17 protein-coding genes are annotated in these 15,807 nt (G+C 69.3%); 11 read left to right on the forward strand and 6 right to left on the reverse strand.

Features of this window, described 5'->3' with window-relative positions; all coding sequences use genetic code 11:
- Window positions 1-82 precede the first annotated feature (82 nt).
- The 5 genes from EXE50_RS14730 to EXE50_RS14750 all read left to right on the forward strand — a co-directional run bounded on the left by EXE50_RS14730 (window position 83) and on the right by EXE50_RS14750 (window position 4,202).
- Window positions 83-436, forward strand: a complete 354-nt coding sequence (locus EXE50_RS14730) for a DNA-binding protein (RefSeq protein ID WP_053770715.1) — start codon at window positions 83-85, stop codon at window positions 434-436.
- Window positions 437-1,030, forward strand: coding sequence for an asparagine synthase-related protein (locus EXE50_RS14735; RefSeq protein WP_053770716.1), 594 nt, complete (start codon window positions 437-439; stop codon window positions 1,028-1,030). It abuts the gene before it with no gap.
- A 93-nt stretch (window positions 1,031-1,123) separates the two neighbouring features.
- Window positions 1,124-1,579 (forward strand): DUF892 family protein, encoded by a 456-nt coding sequence (locus EXE50_RS14740; protein ID WP_053770717.1) that lies wholly within the window; start codon window positions 1,124-1,126, stop codon window positions 1,577-1,579.
- A gap of 106 nt (window positions 1,580-1,685) precedes the next feature.
- On the forward strand, window positions 1,686-3,008 hold the full coding sequence (gene hisS / locus EXE50_RS14745) for a histidine--tRNA ligase (RefSeq protein ID WP_137705425.1): 1,323 nt from the start codon (window positions 1,686-1,688) through the stop codon (window positions 3,006-3,008).
- Window positions 3,009-3,095: 87 nt separating this feature from the next.
- Window positions 3,096-4,202: a CNNM domain-containing protein gene (locus EXE50_RS14750; protein ID WP_053770719.1), complete on the forward strand. Its 1,107-nt coding sequence runs from the start codon at window positions 3,096-3,098 to the stop codon at window positions 4,200-4,202.
- 82 nt (window positions 4,203-4,284) lie between these two features.
- Here EXE50_RS14750 and EXE50_RS14755 read toward each other — a convergent pair whose 3' ends face one another.
- The 5 genes from EXE50_RS14755 to EXE50_RS17215 all read right to left on the reverse strand — a co-directional run bounded on the left by EXE50_RS14755 (window position 4,285) and on the right by EXE50_RS17215 (window position 7,467).
- On the reverse strand, window positions 4,285-4,698 hold the full coding sequence (locus EXE50_RS14755) for a DoxX family protein (RefSeq protein WP_053770720.1): 414 nt from the start codon (window positions 4,696-4,698) through the stop codon (window positions 4,285-4,287).
- 52 nt (window positions 4,699-4,750) lie between these two features.
- The gene (locus EXE50_RS14760; protein WP_053770721.1) at window positions 4,751-5,593 is read right to left on the reverse strand and encodes a hypothetical protein; all 843 of its coding nucleotides are present in this window, start codon (window positions 5,591-5,593) and stop codon (window positions 4,751-4,753) included.
- Window positions 5,594-5,610: 17 nt separating this feature from the next.
- Complete coding sequence (locus tag EXE50_RS14765) at window positions 5,611-6,204, reverse strand: DJ-1/PfpI family protein (protein WP_137705426.1); 594 nt, start codon at window positions 6,202-6,204, stop codon at window positions 5,611-5,613.
- A 112-nt stretch (window positions 6,205-6,316) separates the two neighbouring features.
- Window positions 6,317-7,228, reverse strand: coding sequence for an acyltransferase (locus EXE50_RS14770; protein WP_053770723.1), 912 nt, complete (start codon window positions 7,226-7,228; stop codon window positions 6,317-6,319).
- A gap of 62 nt (window positions 7,229-7,290) precedes the next feature.
- Window positions 7,291-7,467: a hypothetical protein gene (locus EXE50_RS17215; RefSeq protein ID WP_158293556.1), complete on the reverse strand. Its 177-nt coding sequence runs from the start codon at window positions 7,465-7,467 to the stop codon at window positions 7,291-7,293.
- Window positions 7,468-7,613: 146 nt separating this feature from the next.
- Between EXE50_RS17215 and EXE50_RS14775 the strand changes: the two genes are divergently transcribed.
- Window positions 7,614-8,687 carry an aldo/keto reductase gene (locus tag EXE50_RS14775; RefSeq protein WP_137705427.1) on the forward strand — a complete coding sequence of 358 codons (1,074 nt, stop codon included), beginning with the start codon at window positions 7,614-7,616 and terminating at the stop codon, window positions 8,685-8,687.
- A 479-nt stretch (window positions 8,688-9,166) separates the two neighbouring features.
- Here the strand turns inward: EXE50_RS14775 and EXE50_RS14780 are convergent, their stop codons facing one another.
- Entirely contained in the window at window positions 9,167-9,562 is a 396-nt protein-coding gene (locus EXE50_RS14780; protein WP_053770725.1) for a universal stress protein, read from the reverse strand.
- Between the two features lie 160 nt (window positions 9,563-9,722).
- Between EXE50_RS14780 and EXE50_RS14785 the strand changes: the two genes are divergently transcribed.
- Genes EXE50_RS14785 through EXE50_RS14805 form a run of 5 tightly spaced genes read left to right on the forward strand, consistent with a single transcriptional unit; the run spans window position 9,723 to window position 15,744 of the window.
- Window positions 9,723-11,009 carry an ABC transporter substrate-binding protein gene (locus tag EXE50_RS14785; protein WP_137705428.1) on the forward strand — a complete coding sequence of 429 codons (1,287 nt, stop codon included), beginning with the start codon at window positions 9,723-9,725 and terminating at the stop codon, window positions 11,007-11,009.
- Window positions 11,006-11,860, forward strand: a complete 855-nt coding sequence (locus tag EXE50_RS14790; RefSeq protein WP_241982686.1) for an ABC transporter ATP-binding protein — start codon at window positions 11,006-11,008, stop codon at window positions 11,858-11,860. The genes EXE50_RS14785 and EXE50_RS14790 overlap by 4 nt, the downstream gene beginning before the upstream one ends.
- Window positions 11,860-12,693, forward strand: coding sequence for an ABC transporter ATP-binding protein (locus EXE50_RS14795; protein ID WP_137705429.1), 834 nt, complete (start codon window positions 11,860-11,862; stop codon window positions 12,691-12,693). Before EXE50_RS14790 ends, EXE50_RS14795 begins: the two co-directional genes overlap by 1 nt.
- A complete protein-coding gene (locus EXE50_RS14800; protein ID WP_137705430.1) occupies window positions 12,694-14,790 on the forward strand; it encodes an AMP-binding protein in 2,097 nt (698 codons plus the stop codon).
- Complete coding sequence (locus EXE50_RS14805) at window positions 14,791-15,744, forward strand: branched-chain amino acid ABC transporter permease (RefSeq protein WP_053770729.1); 954 nt, start codon at window positions 14,791-14,793, stop codon at window positions 15,742-15,744.
- Window positions 15,745-15,807 lie beyond the last annotated feature (63 nt).

Consider the following 15,807-nt stretch of genomic DNA (forward strand, 5'->3'; position numbering starts at 1 on the left):
ACGCCGCGACGGCGGCTCCGGCCGCTCCGTGCGGATCCCGACCTCCGAAATGGTTTTTCGCACGGACCGAGAACGGGCGTGTATGAGCGGTAACCCCGACGACGAACGGCTCGAGGAACTGCGCGAACAGAAGATGGAGGAGCTCCGCGAGCGGCAGGGCGGCGAGGGCGACGCCGCCGAGGCCCAACAGCAGGCCCAGGAGCGCGCCGAGGCCCAGCAGGAGGCCGTGCTGAAACAGTACCTCACGGACGGCGCCCGCCAGCGGCTCAACGCGGTCGAGATGTCCAAGCCGCAGTTCGGCGAGAAGGTGAAACAGCAGGTCGCCGCGCTGGCGCAGAGCGGGCGGATTCAGGGACAGATCGACGAAGAGCAGATGCGCGAGCTCCTCAAGGAGCTCCAGCCCGACCAGAAGAGCTTCGACATCCGCCACCGGTAGATGGAGCTCGCGCTGCTGTACAGCGGGGGGAAAGACTCCTCGCTGGCCGCCCACCTGCTCGACCGGTTCTACGAGGTCCGCTGCGTCACCGGGAGCTTCGGGCTCACGGACGACTGGGAGCACGCGGAGCGGGCGGCCGCCGAGCTCGGGTTCCCGTTCGAGCGCGTCGAGCTCGACCCGGAGGTCGCCGAGAACGCGGCCGAGACCATGGTCGCGGACGGCTACCCGCGCAACGGGATCCAGCGCGTCCACGAGCACGCCTTAGAGACCATCGCCGCGCTCGACGTCGACGCCATCGCGGACGGCACCCGCCGCGACGACCGCGTCCCCACGGTGTCGCGGGCGCAGGCGCAGAGCCTCGAAGACCGCAACGGGATCGATTACATCTCACCGCTCTCCGGGTTCGGTCGCCACGCCGTCGACCAGCTCGTCGACGCCACCTTCGACGTCCAGCAGGGCCCGAGCGAAGAGGTCCCGAAGGCGGACTACGAGGACGAGCTCCGCACGCTCATCGCGGACCAGTACGGCGAGGGGACCGTCGGCGACGTGTTCCCCGACCACGACCAGACGTACGTCCACGGCCGGAGCGACTGACCGGCCGGTGCGGCGCTCCGCCCGCGGTCGGCGGCCTCCCGTCGGCCCGGAAGTGCCGGAACTACTTTCGACCCCGGGGTCGTAGCGTCGACCATGTCATCCGACCGAGTCGTCGACCTGCTCCGGACGGCGTACGCCGACGAGATCGAGACCGTGATGAACTACCAGACGAACGCGATCGTCCTCGACGGCGTCCGCGCCGAGGAGATCAAAGAGAGCCTCAAACAGGACGTCCAGGAGGAGCTCGGCCACGCCGAACAGCTCGGCCAGCGGCTCAAACAGCTCGACGCGCGGCCGCCCGGCTCCGCCGAGTTCACGGCCGGCCAGGAGTCGCTACAGCCGCCCGAGGACTCGACGGACGTGCTTGCCGTCATCAACGGCGTGCTGGACGCAGAGGAGGACGCGATCGCGACGTACCGCGAGCTGGTCGACGCCGCCGACGAGGCGGGCGATCCGGTCACCGAAGACCTCGCCGTGACGCTGCTCTCGGACGAGGAGGCCCACCGGACCGAGTTCCGCGGGTTCCAGAAGGAGTACCAGCGCGAGTAGACCGGGCGAGGCGCCGCGTTTCGACGTCCGCGACCTCCACGTCGACGTCCGCGATCGCCGCCCCCGAAAGGATGCTTTCAAGCGGGCGCTCGCCGAAGCGACGCGTATGTACGACGGCCTCAAGGGATTCCGCGACTTCTACCCCGGCGAGCAGTCCGCCCGCCGCGAGGTGACCGACGCGGTCGAGGACGCCGCGGCCCGGCACGGCTTCCGGGAGATCGCCACCCCCGCCTTGGAGCGGACGGAGATGTACGTCGACAAGTCCGGCGAGGAGATCGTCGAGGAGCTGTACGCCTTCGACGACAAGGGCGGCCGCGGCGTCTCGATGACCCCGGAGCTCACCCCGACCGTCGCCCGGATGGTCGTCGCGAAGGGGCAGGAGCTGTCGAAGCCGATCAAGTGGGTGTCCACCCGCCCGTTCTGGCGCTACGAGCAGGTCCAGCAGGGCCGGTTCCGCGAGTTCTACCAGACGAACATCGACGTGTTCGGCTCGTCGGCGCCCGAGGCCGACGCCGAGGTGCTCGCGGTCGCCGCCGACGCCCTGACCGACCTCGGGCTCACCGGCGACGACTTCGAGTTCCGGGTCTCCCACCGCGACATCCTCGGCGGCCTCGTCCGCTCGCTCGCGGCGGACCCCGACGCGGTCGACACCGCGGCCGCGATCCGCGCGGTCGACAAGCGCGCGAAGGTCGACGACGGCGAGTACCTCGGGCTCCTCTCGGACGCGGGCCTCGCCCGCGACACCGCGCGCGACTTCGACGACCTCATCGCGGACGTGGAGACGGTCGCCGACCTCGACGCGGTCGCCGAGGCCGGCGGCGAGGCGGTCGAGGCCGCGGTCGAGAACCTCCGGAACGTCCTCGCCGCGGCCGACGACTTCGGCGCGGGCGAGTTCTGCGAGGTGTCGCTGACCACCGCCCGCGGGCTCGACTACTACACCGGCGTCGTCTTCGAGTGCTTCGACTCCACCGGCGAGGTGTCCCGGTCCGTCTTCGGCGGCGGCCGCTACGACGACCTCATCGAGAGCTTCGGCGGGCAGCCCACTCCCGCGGTCGGGGTCGCCCCCGGGCACGCGACGCTCAAGCTGCTCTGCCAGCGCGCCGGCGTCTGGCCCGACGAGGAGCTGACGACGGACTACTACGTGCTCAGCGTGGGCGACACGCGGAGCGAGGCGGCCGCGCTCGCGGGCGACCTCCGCGCGCTTGGCGACGACGTGGTCGTCGAGCAGGACGTCTCCGGCCGCTCGTTCGGCGCCCAGCTGGGCTACGCAGACTCGATCAACGCCGAGACTGTCGTCGTCGTCGGCGAGCGCGACCTGGAGAACGGCGAGTACACGGTGAAGGACATGGCGAGCGGCGACGAGACGACGGTCCCGGTCGAGGAGTTCCCGCCGGACGAGGGGCTGCCGACCTACGAGGACTACGAGTAACGGCGCGGCGCGCCCGTGACCCGTCCCGCCGGCCGGGCGACGCGATCCCTGAACGCTTTTGGGTCGCGCGTCGGGACGGTGGAGACGATGATCCCGCTCGCGACGGCGATGCCCCCGACCGAGGTCGCCCTCCGCGTGGCCGCGGGGGTCCTCCTCATCCTGATCAACGCGTACTTCGTGGCTATCGAGTTCGGGCTGACGCGTCTCCGGCAGTATCCCGAGTCGGAGATGGACACGCCGGGGCTGCGGCGCGCCTGGGAGATGACCGACGACCTGGAGTTCTACCTCACGACCTGTCAGGTGTGGATCTCCGGCACGTCCATCGCGCTCGGTATCGTCGCCGAGCCGGGGCTGGCGGCGCTTTTCACGCCGATCTTCGAGAACACCGCGCTCTTCGCGCCGGTCTTCGAGAACACGGCGCTGGCTTCGGCCAGCGCCGGGTCCTTCCTCGGCTTCTTCCTCATCAACATGGTCCACCTGACCCACGGCGAGCAGACGCCGACGTACCTCGGCGTCGAGCGCTCGAAGCAGGTCGCCCGGTACGGCTCGCGGCCGCTCTACTGGTTCGCGTGGCTCATCTCGCCGCTGATCAAGGTCGGCGACTGGGTCGCGAAGGCGACGCTCGGACTGTTCGGCGTCGAGATGACCGCCTCGTGGACCGAGGCCGAAGAGGAGGTACTGGAGACGCGCGCCGAGCTCCGCAACCGTCTCGGGTCGATGATGGAGGAGGTCGAACTCCCAGAGGAGCGCCGCGAGGAGGTCCTCAACGCGCTCGACGTCGACCGGGTGACCGTCGCGGACGTGATGACCGCGCCCGAGGAGGTCGTCTCGCTGACGACGGGGGCGTCCGTCGACGAGAACCTCGACCGGATCCGGGACACGCCGCACACCCGCTTCCCGCTCGTCGGCGACGACCTGACCGACTTCGAGGGGATCGTGTACGCCCCCTCGATCGTGAGCCGCTACGACGAGCTTCGCGACGGCGACCTGACGTTCGCCGAGGTCGCCGCCCCGCCGATGACGGTCGCGGCGGACGCGAGCGTCAGCGACGCGTTCGACCGGTTCCAGGCGGAGTCCCAGGAGCTCGCCTTAGTCATCGAGGACGGCGAGGTCGTCGGCCTGATCACTGCGACGGACGCCATGGAAGCGGTGATGGGCCAGCTCGAAGACCCGCTGGACGCCGGGAACCTATAAGAGACGCCGGTGTCCGCCGCCGATCCGGCGGCTGATCAAAAACAGGCGGCCGGAACCTCGGCCCCGCGCTCCGCGCCGCCGTTCACCGCTTGTACGCCTCGCGCAGGAACACCAGCGCGCCGCCGAGCATCGCGAGGTTCCCGAAGAAGGCGAGCCGCTCGCCGCTCTTGTCGTCCTCGTCGGCGTTCCAGAAGTCGTGCATCGTCGCGGTCACGACGGTCAGAAACGCGACCGCCGCGCCGGTCGCGATCCGGGGAAGCCGCCAGAGCGCGATGCCGAGGCCGGCGACCACCATCATGCCGGAGGCGAACGGCGCGGCGAGGTCCGGCATCGGGACGCCCGCCGACTCGGCGTACTCGATCGTGTCGTCCATGTCGCGGAAGTCCTCCGAGGCCTGCGCGGCGAGGCCGACGCCGAGCAGGACGCGGCCGAGCCGCGAGGGCGCGCCGCGACCGTCGCTCTCCGCGGTCGTCTCAGTGGGTTCGTCGTCGCTCATACGTCTCGTAACGGCAGCCGACAGTATAAATCGCGGTGGCGCCAGCCACGGCTCATCCTCGGACCGCATCGATCCGCGCCAGCAGCCGCCCCGTCGCCGCCGCGTCGAAGGCCATCGGGCGGCGCCACCACGGGCCCTTCCCGGAGTCGCTCGACAGGTCGGTGACGATCCGGTTCGCCTCGCTCCCGGCGTCGGGCGCGCTCAGCGGGACGACGCGGTCGAACGGGCCCGACACCGCCGGGTCGCCGACCGCGACGACGCGGGCGTCGAACGGGTCGCGCTTCAGGTGCGCGTTGGTCGGCGCGGCCCTCACGGCGGCCGCGCGGTCGACGGCGTCGCCGCCGCCGTCCGTAGCGAGCACCCGCTCGACCCGCATCCCCGCGAAGAGGTACGCGCCCCAGTCGGGGGCGAGGTCGTCGTCGACGGCGACCCCTCGCTCGCGGAGCCACGCGCCGTCGCGGTCGTCCGTTCCGCCGTCGCGGTCGCCGGTCGCGTCGTCGGGACGCCCGTCACCCGGTCCCGCCCAGTCGCGCGGCCGCAGCGTGAGCGTCGCGTAGAAGAGGAGCCAGTCGCCGGGGTCGAGGGCGGCGATCCGGCCCGCCTTCACGGCGTACGGGTCGCCGTAGGTCGCCCGCTCGCGGCCGTGGACGCCCGGGAACTCGGGGTCGGCGTGGACCGGCGTCCCGCGCAGGTCGGCGGGGACCGCGAAGGGGAGGTCGAGGTCGCCGTACGTCGGGAGCGGCTCGTCGACCGGGAACCGGTCGCGCGGCAGCGTCGCCGCCGGCTCGGGGATCGGGACGTACGCGAAGGAGCCGTCCGGGTAGACGGGGCCGCGGAACCCCGGCTCGTTCGTGTTGGCGGCGACGTTGACGGCGACCGCACGGGGGTCGGGCATGCGGAACAGTCGGGGACTCAGTCCGCCGTCGCGGCGGGCTCCTCGTGTTCGACCTCGGTCCCGAGGAGGTCGAGGAACTGCGCGATCCACTCGGGGTGGTCGGGCCACGCCTGCCCGGTGACGAGGTTGCCGTCGGTCGTCACGCCGTCGACCCACGAGCAGCCGGCGGCCTCGACCTCGGGCCTGACCGCCGGGTACGCCGTCATCTCGTAGCCGTCGAGCACGCCCGCGGCCGCGAGGATCTGCGGGCCGTGACAGATCGACGCGACGGGCTTGTCCGCCTCGAAGAAGTGCCGCACCGCGTCGAGCACCTCGTCGTAGCCGCGGAGGTACTCGGGGGCGCGCCCGCCGGGAACGACCAGGGCGTCGTAGTCGGCCGGGTCGACCTCGTCGAGGCCGTGGGTGAGCTCGAAGTCGTGGCCGCGCTCCTCCAAGTACGTCTGGTCGCCGCGGAAGTCGTGGATCGCGGTCTTGACCGTCTCGCCCGCTTCCCGGTCCGGGCAGACCGCGTGGACCTCGTGGCCGACCGCCTGAAGCGCCTGGAACGGGACCATGATCTCGTAGTCCTCTCCGAAGTCACCGACGATCATCAGTATGCGCTGTCCTGTCATGCGTGTACCACCGGTCGCCGGTACGTGCTACTGTCGGATAACGATGCTGGCGAGCGGTAACACACCACGCGCTCCGGTTCAGGTCTTCCGCGGGGTCGGCCGCACGGCGGCGTCAGCGCGGTCGGTTCGGCGGCCGGAGGTCCCGTCGGAACTCGTCGAACTGATCGAGGTCCTCGGGGAGTTCGTACTCGATCTCGCGCTCGTCCTGGTTGTCGGGGAGTCGCCCGTCCTCGAGGTCGTCGGCGACCTCCTCCCACCCGGGCTTGACGCGGACGGACCGCGCGGGCGACCCCACGACGACGTGGTGGTCGGGCACGTCGCCCTGCACGACCGAGCGCGCGCCGACGACGCTGTTCTCGCCGATTCGGCAGCCCGCCCTGACCATCGCGTCGTAGGTGACCCGGGCGTCGTCCCCGACGATCGTGTGGAAGTTCCGGACCTCCGTCTGGTCGACGATGTCGTGGTCGTGGCTGTAGAGGTGGACGCCGTCGGAGATGGAGGCGCGGTCGCCGATCGTCAGCTTCCCGCGGTCGTCGAGGTGGACGTCGTCGTGGATCACGACGTTGTCGCCGACCTCGATGTTGTGGCCGTAGGTGACGGAGATGCCCTTGAAAAAGCGGCAGTCGTCCCCGCACTCGGCGAACAGGTGGTTCCCGAGCATCTGCCGGAAGCGGAGCGCGAACTCGACGTTGTCGGCCATCGGCGTGGCGTCGAACTGCCGCCAGAGCCACTGGAGGTGCTTCGAGCGCCGGAAGCGGTCCTCGTCTTTCTCGGCGTAGTACTCCGACTCCAGCGTCGCGTTACACGGGTCGTATCCCTGGAGGCGGACGCGCTCGGCGCGCGACACCGACTCGCCGTCCTGCCACGCCTCCCACGCCTCCCGGTCGCCGTGGAGGTCGATCAGCACGTCGCGGACGACCTCGCAGGTGTCCTCGTCCGAGGAGAGCCGCTCGTCCACCTCGTCGATGAACCCTCGGACCCCGGCCTCGGCGCCGTCGGGCAGGGACACGTGTCGCTTTGTCATCGGCCCACCTTCGTCGCCGCCCCTCAAATGGATTCGGTTGTGCGACCGCGGCGCCCGATCCGTCAGTACAGCTCGGCGCGGACGAACAGGCCCGCGAGGACGCCGACGAACGCGACGGTGAAGACCGGGGCGATCGCAGCCCTGCCGAACGAGAGCAGCAGGGCGGTGACCGAGACGACGGCGACGACCGCGAGCAGGGCGACGACGGCGTCGAGCCGCCGGCGGAGGGCGTCGTCCATGAACGTCGGATCGGCGACGGGCGAGTAATATCCACCGGTGCCGGCCGCGGCCCGAGACGGCGGTCCGTCGCTGCCGTGCCGGGGTCGGTTCCACGGCGCCGAGAGCGACCGCGCCCGATAAGTGTCCCGACCGCCAAGCGGCCGGTATGGAACACCGCGAACTCGGTAACTCGGGCGTCGAGGTCTCGGAGATCGGCTTCGGCGCGTGGGTCGTCGGCACCGACTGGTGGGGCGACCGCTCGGACGACCAGGCGGTCGCGATGGTCGAGGAGGCGCTCGACGCGGGCGTCACCTACGTCGACACGGGCGACGTGTACGGCCACGGCGACAGCGAGGCGATCATCGGCGAGGCGATCGACGGCCGCCGCGACGAGGTGACGCTGTCGACGAAGATCGGCTACGACTTCTACGACAACCCGCAGGCCGGCCACGGCGAGCTCCCGAAGGAGCTCAACCGCGAGTACCTCACGGAGGCGTTCGAGGCCTCGCTGGACCGCCTCGACACCGACTACGTCGACGTGCTCCAGCTCCACAACGCCAACGTCGACGAGGTGACGCCCGAGGTGCGCGACCTCCTCCGCGAGTGGAAGGAAGACGGGCGCGTCCGCGCGCTCGGCTGGGCGCTCGGCCCCTCGATCGGCTGGCTCGCCGAGGGCGACGCGGCCGTCGAGTACGAGGAGTTCGACGCGGTCCAGACCGTCTTCAACCTCTTCGAGCAGGAGCCCGGCCGCCACTTCGTCGAGACGGTCCGCGAGAGCGATTCGGACACCTCCGTCATCGCGCGCGTCCCGCACTCCTCCGGCCTGCTCAACGAGCAGGTGACACCCGACACCGTCCTCGAGGACGGCGACCACCGCTCGCACCGGCCGAAGGAGTGGTACGAGACCGGCTGGGAGAAGGTGGAGGCGATCCGCTTCCTCGAAGACCCGGAGGGCGTCGAGGGGACCCGGACGATGGCGCAGGCCGCGATCCGCTGGCTGCTCGCGCACGACGAGGTCGCGTCCGTCACGCCCACCTTCCGCGACGGCGACGACATCGCCGAGTGGAGCGCCGCCGCCGACGTGCCGCCGATCTCCGACGCCGAGTACGAGCGCTTGGAGGAGCTGTACGCCCGTAACTTCGACGTCGACCGCGACGACGGGATGGACGTGCTCCGTACCTCCGTCGACGGCGAGGACATCGAGGCCGCCGGCCTCGACAAGCGCGCCGCCTCGTACTGACCGGGGGCACCCTCGTCCGCCGAGCGATCGACGCCGACCGACCCGCCCTTTTCGCCTCGAAACCGCCGGACTGCGTGCAGTTGACACGGCGCTGAATCACTTTCACCGCGCTCCGTCGCTCGGCGCCGCCCCGCGGGGTGTCGACGACCGCTCGGGGGCGGCACGGTCGCGCCGCTGGCGAGGGCGGAAGGTGGCTCGGTGGAAACCCGTCGTCACAGGGGGCTCAGTGGGGGTAACCGACTCGTCATCGCCACCACGGTGCGATCTACTCGCTCGCGGATATAAACTGATCGCGACGGTCTCCGACGACCGGCGGCCGCGGTCGCGGTGACCGCCCGACTGCCGACCGGTCGCCCGGACTGCCTGAGATGCTAGACCGCCCTGACTGCCCGTGCCGCTAGACTGCCGGACTGCCCGAGCCGCTGGACCGCTCGGACTGCCCGGGAGGCTCGACTGCCGGCCGCCGGGGTCGACCCGTCTTAGTCGCCCCCGCTACAGACGAGGACCGGCCGTTCGGTGTCGAGAATGACGCTCTGCGTGACGCTGCCGAACAGGACCTTCCCGGTCGGGGTGCGCTTCCGCCCGGCGACGACGATCTGGTCGGCGTCGTGCTCGTCGGCGACGTTGAGGATCGCTCGGGCCGGGTCGCCGCCGTACCCCTCGGGTGTCACCTCGATCCCGGCGTCCTCGAGCCGCGACCGAGCGACCCGAACCGACTTGACCTGCTCGACGGTGCCGCCCCCCTTGTTCTCGCTGAACGAGTGGACGAGGACCGCCGTCACGTCGTCCGCCTCCAGCGGCATCGACGCGATCGTCTCGGCCTGCGCGGTGGCCCGGTCCTCGTCCGTGTCGATACCCACAACAAACGTGAACATGCGACAGCCGTCGCGGCACTCGCATTTGACTGTTTCGGCGCACCGGATCGATCCGCACGACGCCCGCGAGCGCGGCGGCGACCGGATAACCGCCCGCAGGCGAGTGAATCTATCCCTAATGATTATGTAGTATGTGGCTCTGGGTAGTAGGTAGACACTCATGACAACTGATAACACGGGAAATTCGACGAGGCTATATCGGCGGCGCAACGTCCTGAAAAGCGGTGCCGCCGGAGCGGCGACGCTGGCGCTCGCCGGCTGTATCGGCGGCGGGGACGGCGGAGACGGCAGCGGCGGCGGGGGGAACGGGGGCATGGCCGACTCCGTCACGGTACCCGGGATATACGACGAGAGCGGCGCGACCTCCGACGTGGGCCGGCCGACGGCCATCGGCTCTCGCGACACTATCACCTACATCAACGAGAACGACCTGTTCGACGTGAGCATCGACCACCCGAACAACGACTACGCCTACGAGGTGCCGCAGGCCCAGCAGTACTACCAGCAGTACACCTCGGAGTCGTCGCCGCCGCTGATCATCGGCTGGGGGACCGCAGACACCGAGGCGCTGGCGGGCACCGTCGCGGACGACGGGGTGGTGTACGTCTCCGCGTCGTACTCCGCGAACCTCGTCACCGAGGAGTTCCCGTACAACTTCTTCGGGAACCTCGATTACACCAGTCAGGCCCGCGCGCACCTGCGGTGGATCGCTGACAACGACCCCGAGGCGACGGTCGGGTTCATCTTCTCTAACACGGCGTTCGGGCGCTCGCCCGTCGAGGGCGGCAAGCAGTACGCCGAGGAGCTCGGGCTTGACGTGGCCCCGGACATCAACCTCCCGCTGACCGCCAACTCCGCGACCACGCAGCTCAGGCAGGCCCGCGACCAAGAGATCGACTACCTCATTCACCAGAACACGTCTGCGCCGATGCGGGTGCTATTGGAGGACCGACAGGACATCTACCCCGACCTGACGGTGTGCGGCCTGACCTACACCGTCGACGAGCGCGTGGTCCAGCAGTCGCCCGACATCTTCGAAGGCGTGCGATACGTCAACGCGTTCCGCACGTTTCAGGGCGCGCTCGACAGCGGCGGCCGCGGCGCGGAGATCATCGAGGCGAACTTCGAGCGCGAGGGGCGCAGCATGGACGACCCCGAGATCGCTCAGCTCAATTACGTGCGCGGCGTGATCCACGCCCTGCTCGCGCTGAAGGGCATGCAGAACGCGGCCGAGGCCGGGAACGACGTCACGAGCGGACCGAACGTCAGACAGGGGATGTTCGGCATCGAGGACGACGACATGTTCGGGCTCGCCGAGCCGTTCAGCTACGAGGCGGGCGACCGCCGCCCGACGATGAACGGGCGGCTGTTCGAGGTCACCGACGGCAGCCTGAGCTTCGACACCAGCGTCGAACTGCCCCGCCGCGACTCCTGGATCGGACTATGATGGCGACCGACGAGCAAATGACCGCGGACGCGGCGGACGCGACGGGCGACGGCGACCTCCCGGTCGTCGAACTCGACAACGTCGAGATCGTCTACGACCGGCACTTCCTCGCCGTTCAGGGCGTCTCGATGTCGGCCGACGAGGGCGACATCGTCGCGCTGCTCGGCCCGAACGGCGCGGGCAAGTCGACGATCCTGAAGATGATAAGCGGCATCGGTCGGAGCGAGCGCGGCGAGGTCACCCGCGGAAGGGTGTTATACCGCGGCGAGGACGTGACCAACGACGGCGCCAACGAGATGGTCGGACGCGGTATCACGCACATCCTCGAAGGCAGGCGGGTGTTCGAGGACCTCACCGTTGAAGAGAACCTCCGGTGCGGGCTCTACCGCGAGGGCCGCCGGTTCCGGTTCGACGAGGACGACTACCAGATCGCCTTCGAGTACTTCCCGCAGTTGGAGGACATCATGGACCTCAAGGCGGGCTACGCCAGCGGCGGCCAACAGCAGATGCTCGTCATCGCGCGAGCGCTCATCCACCGGCCGAACCTGCTTCTGTTGGACGAGCCGTCGCTCGGGCTCGCGCCGAAGCTTGTCAGGGACATCTTCGAGACGCTCGTGGAGATCAACAGGCGGGAGGACATCACGATGCTCATCGCTGACCAGAACGCCAAGCGCACGCTCGGGATCGCCGACTACGGCTACGTCATGGAGAACGGGCAGATAGAGCTCCACGATCCGGCCGACGAGCTGGTCCAGCGCGAGGAGATCAAGGAGTTCTACCTCGGCACGTCGGGCGAGGACTCCCGCTACACCGACGTCAGACACTACAAGATCCGCAAGAGGTGGACCTGATGAGCGCCGATCAGGAGGCCGAGACGCCGGCGGCAGCGCTCAGGGGCGGGGCCCACGTCTCCCCTGAGGCTGCCGCGATCGGCTGCCGGAACGTGACCAAGACGTTCGGCTCGATCACCGCCGTTGACGACGTGGACCTCGGCGTCGCCGACGGCGAGTGGGTGTCGATCGTCGGGCCGAACGGGGCCGGGAAGACCACGCTGTTGAATATCCTCAACGGCTTCTACACGCCGGACGCCGGCAGCGAGGTGTTCCTGAACGGCGAGGAGGTCAGCGGCAGGCCGGAACACTACCGCGCGCGCCACGGCATCGGGCGGACGTTCCAGGGATTGGAGCTGTTCGAGAGCGAGGACGTCTTGGAGAACGTGATGACGACCCGGGCCGTCGCCGAGCGCCCGAACGTGCTCTCGGCGATGCTGTACTACGGCAGCGGCCGGAAGACGGAGGCCGAGAACATGCGGTTCGTCGAGGAGATCCTCGACTACCTCGAACTGTGGGAACACCGCCACACGACGGTGTCGACGCTGCCGCTGGGGGTCCAGCGGCGCGTCGACCTCGCCCGCTCGCTCGCGCTCGAACCGGACGTGCTCCTGCTCGACGAGGCGATGAGCGGGCTCACCTTCGACGAGAAGTACGACATGATCCGCTTCCTGACCGACCTCCACGAGGAGGAGGGGCTGACGCTCGTGATGATCGAGCACGACCTCGAAGTCGTCACCGCCGTCTCCGAGCGGATGATCGTCATGCAGAAGGGCGGCGTCATCGCCCGCGGGCCGCCCGAGGAGGTGACGAACGACCCCGAGGTCGCCCGCGTCTACACGGGGGTCGAGTAGATGGCGGCCGACAACGCCGAGAGCGACGGCGTCGCGTCCGGCGGCTCCGCCGAGTCGGGCGCCGCCGCCGACTCGGGGCTCTCCGTCGAGCGCGTCCTGACCGCGCCGGAGGGCGAGTCGGTTCCCATCGTCTCCGACCGGGCGCTCCCCGAGATACTCATCGACCACGCCGCCGAGCACCCGGACGACATCGCCCTGCGCTGGAAGCGGTACGGGGTCTGGCAGGAGTTCACCTGGGAGGAGTACTACGACCGGGTGGAGCGGTTCGCGCTCGGCTTGGAGGAGTACGGGTTCGGCGACGAGGACGTGCTGTTCACCATCGGCTACAACCGCCCGCACCAGCTGTGGGCGTGGATCGCCGCGCAGTCCCTCGGCGGGATGGCGGCCCCGAACTACGAGGACATGCTGCCCGAGGACATCGAGAAGCAGCTCCGCTTGATGGAGCCGGAGATCGTGTACGCGGAAGACCAGGAGATGGTGGACAAGCTCCTCCTCGTCTCGGACGACGTGCCGTCGCTGTCGACCATCATCTACCGGGACGACAAGGGGATGTTCCGGTACGAGAACGGCGAGAAGACCGAGCCGGGCGACCCGGAGATCGTCGCATACGAGGACGTCGAGGAGCGCGGCCGTGAGCGCCGCGAGTCCGGGGCCGTGAGCGACGATTACCTCGCGTCCGAGATCCAGGCCGTGCCCGCGGAGGCGACCGCGATGCTCGCGCCCACCTCCGGGACGACGGGGATGCCGAAACGCGTCCGGCTCTCGCATTTCAACCTCGTAAACCTCGCCAACGCCGCCATCGACATCGACCCGCTGCCGAAGGAGTCGGACTACTTCTCGTACCTCCCGATGGCGTGGGTGGGCGAGCAGATGATCCTGCTCGCGGCCGCGTTCGTCGCCGGCTGGACCGCGAACTTCCCGGAACAGCCCGAGACCGAGGAGGACGACCTCCGGGAGATCGGACCCGAGATCATCTTCTCGTCGCCGAAGCGGTACGAGGCGTGGGTCGCGGACGTCAAGGCGAAGATCGAGAACACCACCCGGCTCAAGCGCTGGGTGTACGAGACGGCGACGAGCATCGGCGAGAAGTACGCCGCGTACGTCATCGGCGACAGGAACGACGAGGAGCCGCCGGCGTGGCTGCGCGGCGCCCACTGGCTGTCGTACTGGGTGGCGTACCGCCCGATACTCGACAAGATCGGGCTGAAGCGCGCGAAGAACGTCTACACCGGCGGCGGCCCGCTCGGGGAGGACCACTTCGAGTATTACCACGCGATGGGCGTCCCGCTCAAACAGATCTGGGGACAGTCCGAGGTGTGCGGCTTCGTGACGATGCACCGCGACGACGACGTCCAGGTCGAGACGGTCGGCGAGGTGTTCCCGAACGTCGAGGTGGGCATCACGCCGGGCGGCGAGCTCCTCGTCCGGGGCCCGGTCGTCACCTCCGGCTACTACGGAATGCCGGAGAAGACGGAGGCCGCGTTCGAGGACGGCTGGCTCCACACCGACGACTTCGGCGCGCTCACCGACGACGACCACGTGCGGATCTTCGACCGGATGGACGACGTGTTAGAGATGAGCGACGGCACCGCCGTCGCGCCGATAAGCGTCGAGACGAAGCTGAAGTTCAACCCCTACGTGAAGGAGGCGATGGTCGTCGGCGACGACCGCGCCGAGCTCACCGCGGTGCTGAACATCCGGTACGACAACGTCGCGGAGTGGGCCGACCAGCGGGACATCCAGTACGCGGGGTACAGCGACCTGACGCGGAAGGAACCGGTCTTAGAGCTGCTCCGCGGGGTCGTCGCCGAGACCAACGAAGACCTCGACAACCCGATCCGGCGGTTCGTCCTCCTCTTCAAGGAGTTCGACGCCGACGACGGGGAGCTCACCCGCACCGGGAAGCTCCGCCGCGAGGTCGTCGTGGACCGGTACAGCGACCTCGTGACCGCCCTGTACGACGGCAGCACCGAGATAGCGATGGAGCTTACGATCACCTACCAAGACGGCAGAGAGTCCGAGGAACGCGGAGTCATGCGCATCGTGGACGTGGACCAACCAGTCCTCGACGAGGACCGCGAACTGGAGGTGAGCTAGATGGTCAACTGGGTCACGTTCATCGACATCTCGCTGAGCGGGCTCGGACTGGGCGCGCTGTACGCGCTCGTGGCGATGGGCTTCTCGCTCATCTACAAGGTGACCGGCGTCCTGAACTTCGCGCAGGGCCAGATCGCGATGGTCGGCGCGTACGGGGTCGTCATCTTCGGCACGGCCACCGTGCTCCCGGCGGCGATTCCCGCGTGGACCGCGGTGCTCGTGACGGTCCTGCTCGGCCTCGTGCTCGGGCTGGTGCTCGAACGCGTCGTGTTCCGCCAGTTCATCGGCGAGCCGGTGTTGTCGGTCATCATCGTGACGCTGGCGCTCGGCAGCATCCTCGAAGGGGTCGTCTTCTTCCTGTACGGGCAGAACGCGCAGGCGTACCCGTCGGCGCTGACGTTCGGCGGCCAGCTCAGTCTCCCGCTGGGCACATCGATACAGGCGGCGTACGCCGTCGCCGTCGCCATCGCGCTCGTCGTCGTCGCCGTGTTGATGCTGTTCTTCCGCGAGACCGTCACCGGGTCGATCCTCCGGGCGTCGGCCAGCGACGAGCAGGCGGCGATGGTGCTCGGCGTCTCTATCGAGCGCACCATCGCGCTCGCGTGGACGCTCTCGATCGCCATCACCGCCATCGGCGGCATCCTGCTTGCGACCTCCAGCGGCGGGGCGGCGGTCTCGATCGAGAACACCGGTATCATCATCTTCGCGGCCGTCGTGTTGGGCGGCCTCGACAGTATCCCCGGGGCGTTCATCGGCTCGATCGTCGTGGGCGTCCTCCAGGAACTGGGGTCGTACTACCTCGTGGGCGGCACGGCGGTGTACGTCCCCTTCACGGACGTTCAGGCCAACTTCGGCGCGGGGTTCGGGGAGATACTCCCCCTCATCCTCCTGCTCGTCGTCATCCTGGTGAAGCCGTACGGCCTGTTCGGCACCGAGCGGATAGAGAGGCTCTGACGATGAACGGACACAGTTCGCGCGCCACGCGGCGCTCCGGCGGCGTACCGACGACTCGACCGG

It is taken from the genome of Halorubrum sp. ARQ200, assembly GCF_005435115.1.
Classification (GTDB): domain Archaea; phylum Halobacteriota; class Halobacteria; order Halobacteriales; family Haloferacaceae; genus Halorubrum; species Halorubrum tropicale.

Excerpts from the sequence above, each read along its gene's own strand:
- EXE50_RS14800 (WP_137705430.1), top strand. The coding sequence starts at position 12,694 with ATGGCGGCCGACAACGCCGAGAGCGACGGCGTCGCGTCCGGCGGCTCC.
- EXE50_RS14785 (WP_137705428.1), top strand. The coding sequence starts at position 9,723 with ATGACAACTGATAACACGGGAAATTCGACGAGGCTATATCGGCGGCGC.
- EXE50_RS14795 (WP_137705429.1), top strand. The coding sequence starts at position 11,860 with ATGAGCGCCGATCAGGAGGCCGAGACGCCGGCGGCAGCGCTCAGGGGC.
- EXE50_RS14780 (WP_053770725.1), bottom strand. The coding sequence starts at position 9,562 with ATGTTCACGTTTGTTGTGGGTATCGACACGGACGAGGACCGGGCCACC.
- EXE50_RS14770 (WP_053770723.1), bottom strand. The coding sequence starts at position 7,228 with ATGACAAAGCGACACGTGTCCCTGCCCGACGGCGCCGAGGCCGGGGTC.
- EXE50_RS14790 (WP_241982686.1), top strand. The coding sequence starts at position 11,006 with ATGATGGCGACCGACGAGCAAATGACCGCGGACGCGGCGGACGCGACG.
- EXE50_RS14805 (WP_053770729.1), top strand. The coding sequence starts at position 14,791 with ATGGTCAACTGGGTCACGTTCATCGACATCTCGCTGAGCGGGCTCGGA.
- EXE50_RS14755 (WP_053770720.1), bottom strand. The coding sequence starts at position 4,698 with ATGAGCGACGACGAACCCACTGAGACGACCGCGGAGAGCGACGGTCGC.
- EXE50_RS14740 (WP_053770717.1), top strand. The coding sequence starts at position 1,124 with ATGTCATCCGACCGAGTCGTCGACCTGCTCCGGACGGCGTACGCCGAC.
- EXE50_RS14775 (WP_137705427.1), top strand. The coding sequence starts at position 7,614 with ATGGAACACCGCGAACTCGGTAACTCGGGCGTCGAGGTCTCGGAGATC.
- EXE50_RS14750 (WP_053770719.1), top strand. The coding sequence starts at position 3,096 with ATGATCCCGCTCGCGACGGCGATGCCCCCGACCGAGGTCGCCCTCCGC.
- EXE50_RS14735 (WP_053770716.1), top strand. The coding sequence starts at position 437 with ATGGAGCTCGCGCTGCTGTACAGCGGGGGGAAAGACTCCTCGCTGGCC.
- hisS (WP_137705425.1), top strand. The coding sequence starts at position 1,686 with ATGTACGACGGCCTCAAGGGATTCCGCGACTTCTACCCCGGCGAGCAG.
- EXE50_RS14730 (WP_053770715.1), top strand. The coding sequence starts at position 83 with ATGAGCGGTAACCCCGACGACGAACGGCTCGAGGAACTGCGCGAACAG.
- EXE50_RS17215 (WP_158293556.1), bottom strand. The coding sequence starts at position 7,467 with ATGGACGACGCCCTCCGCCGGCGGCTCGACGCCGTCGTCGCCCTGCTC.
- EXE50_RS14765 (WP_137705426.1), bottom strand. The coding sequence starts at position 6,204 with ATGACAGGACAGCGCATACTGATGATCGTCGGTGACTTCGGAGAGGAC.
- EXE50_RS14760 (WP_053770721.1), bottom strand. The coding sequence starts at position 5,593 with ATGCCCGACCCCCGTGCGGTCGCCGTCAACGTCGCCGCCAACACGAAC.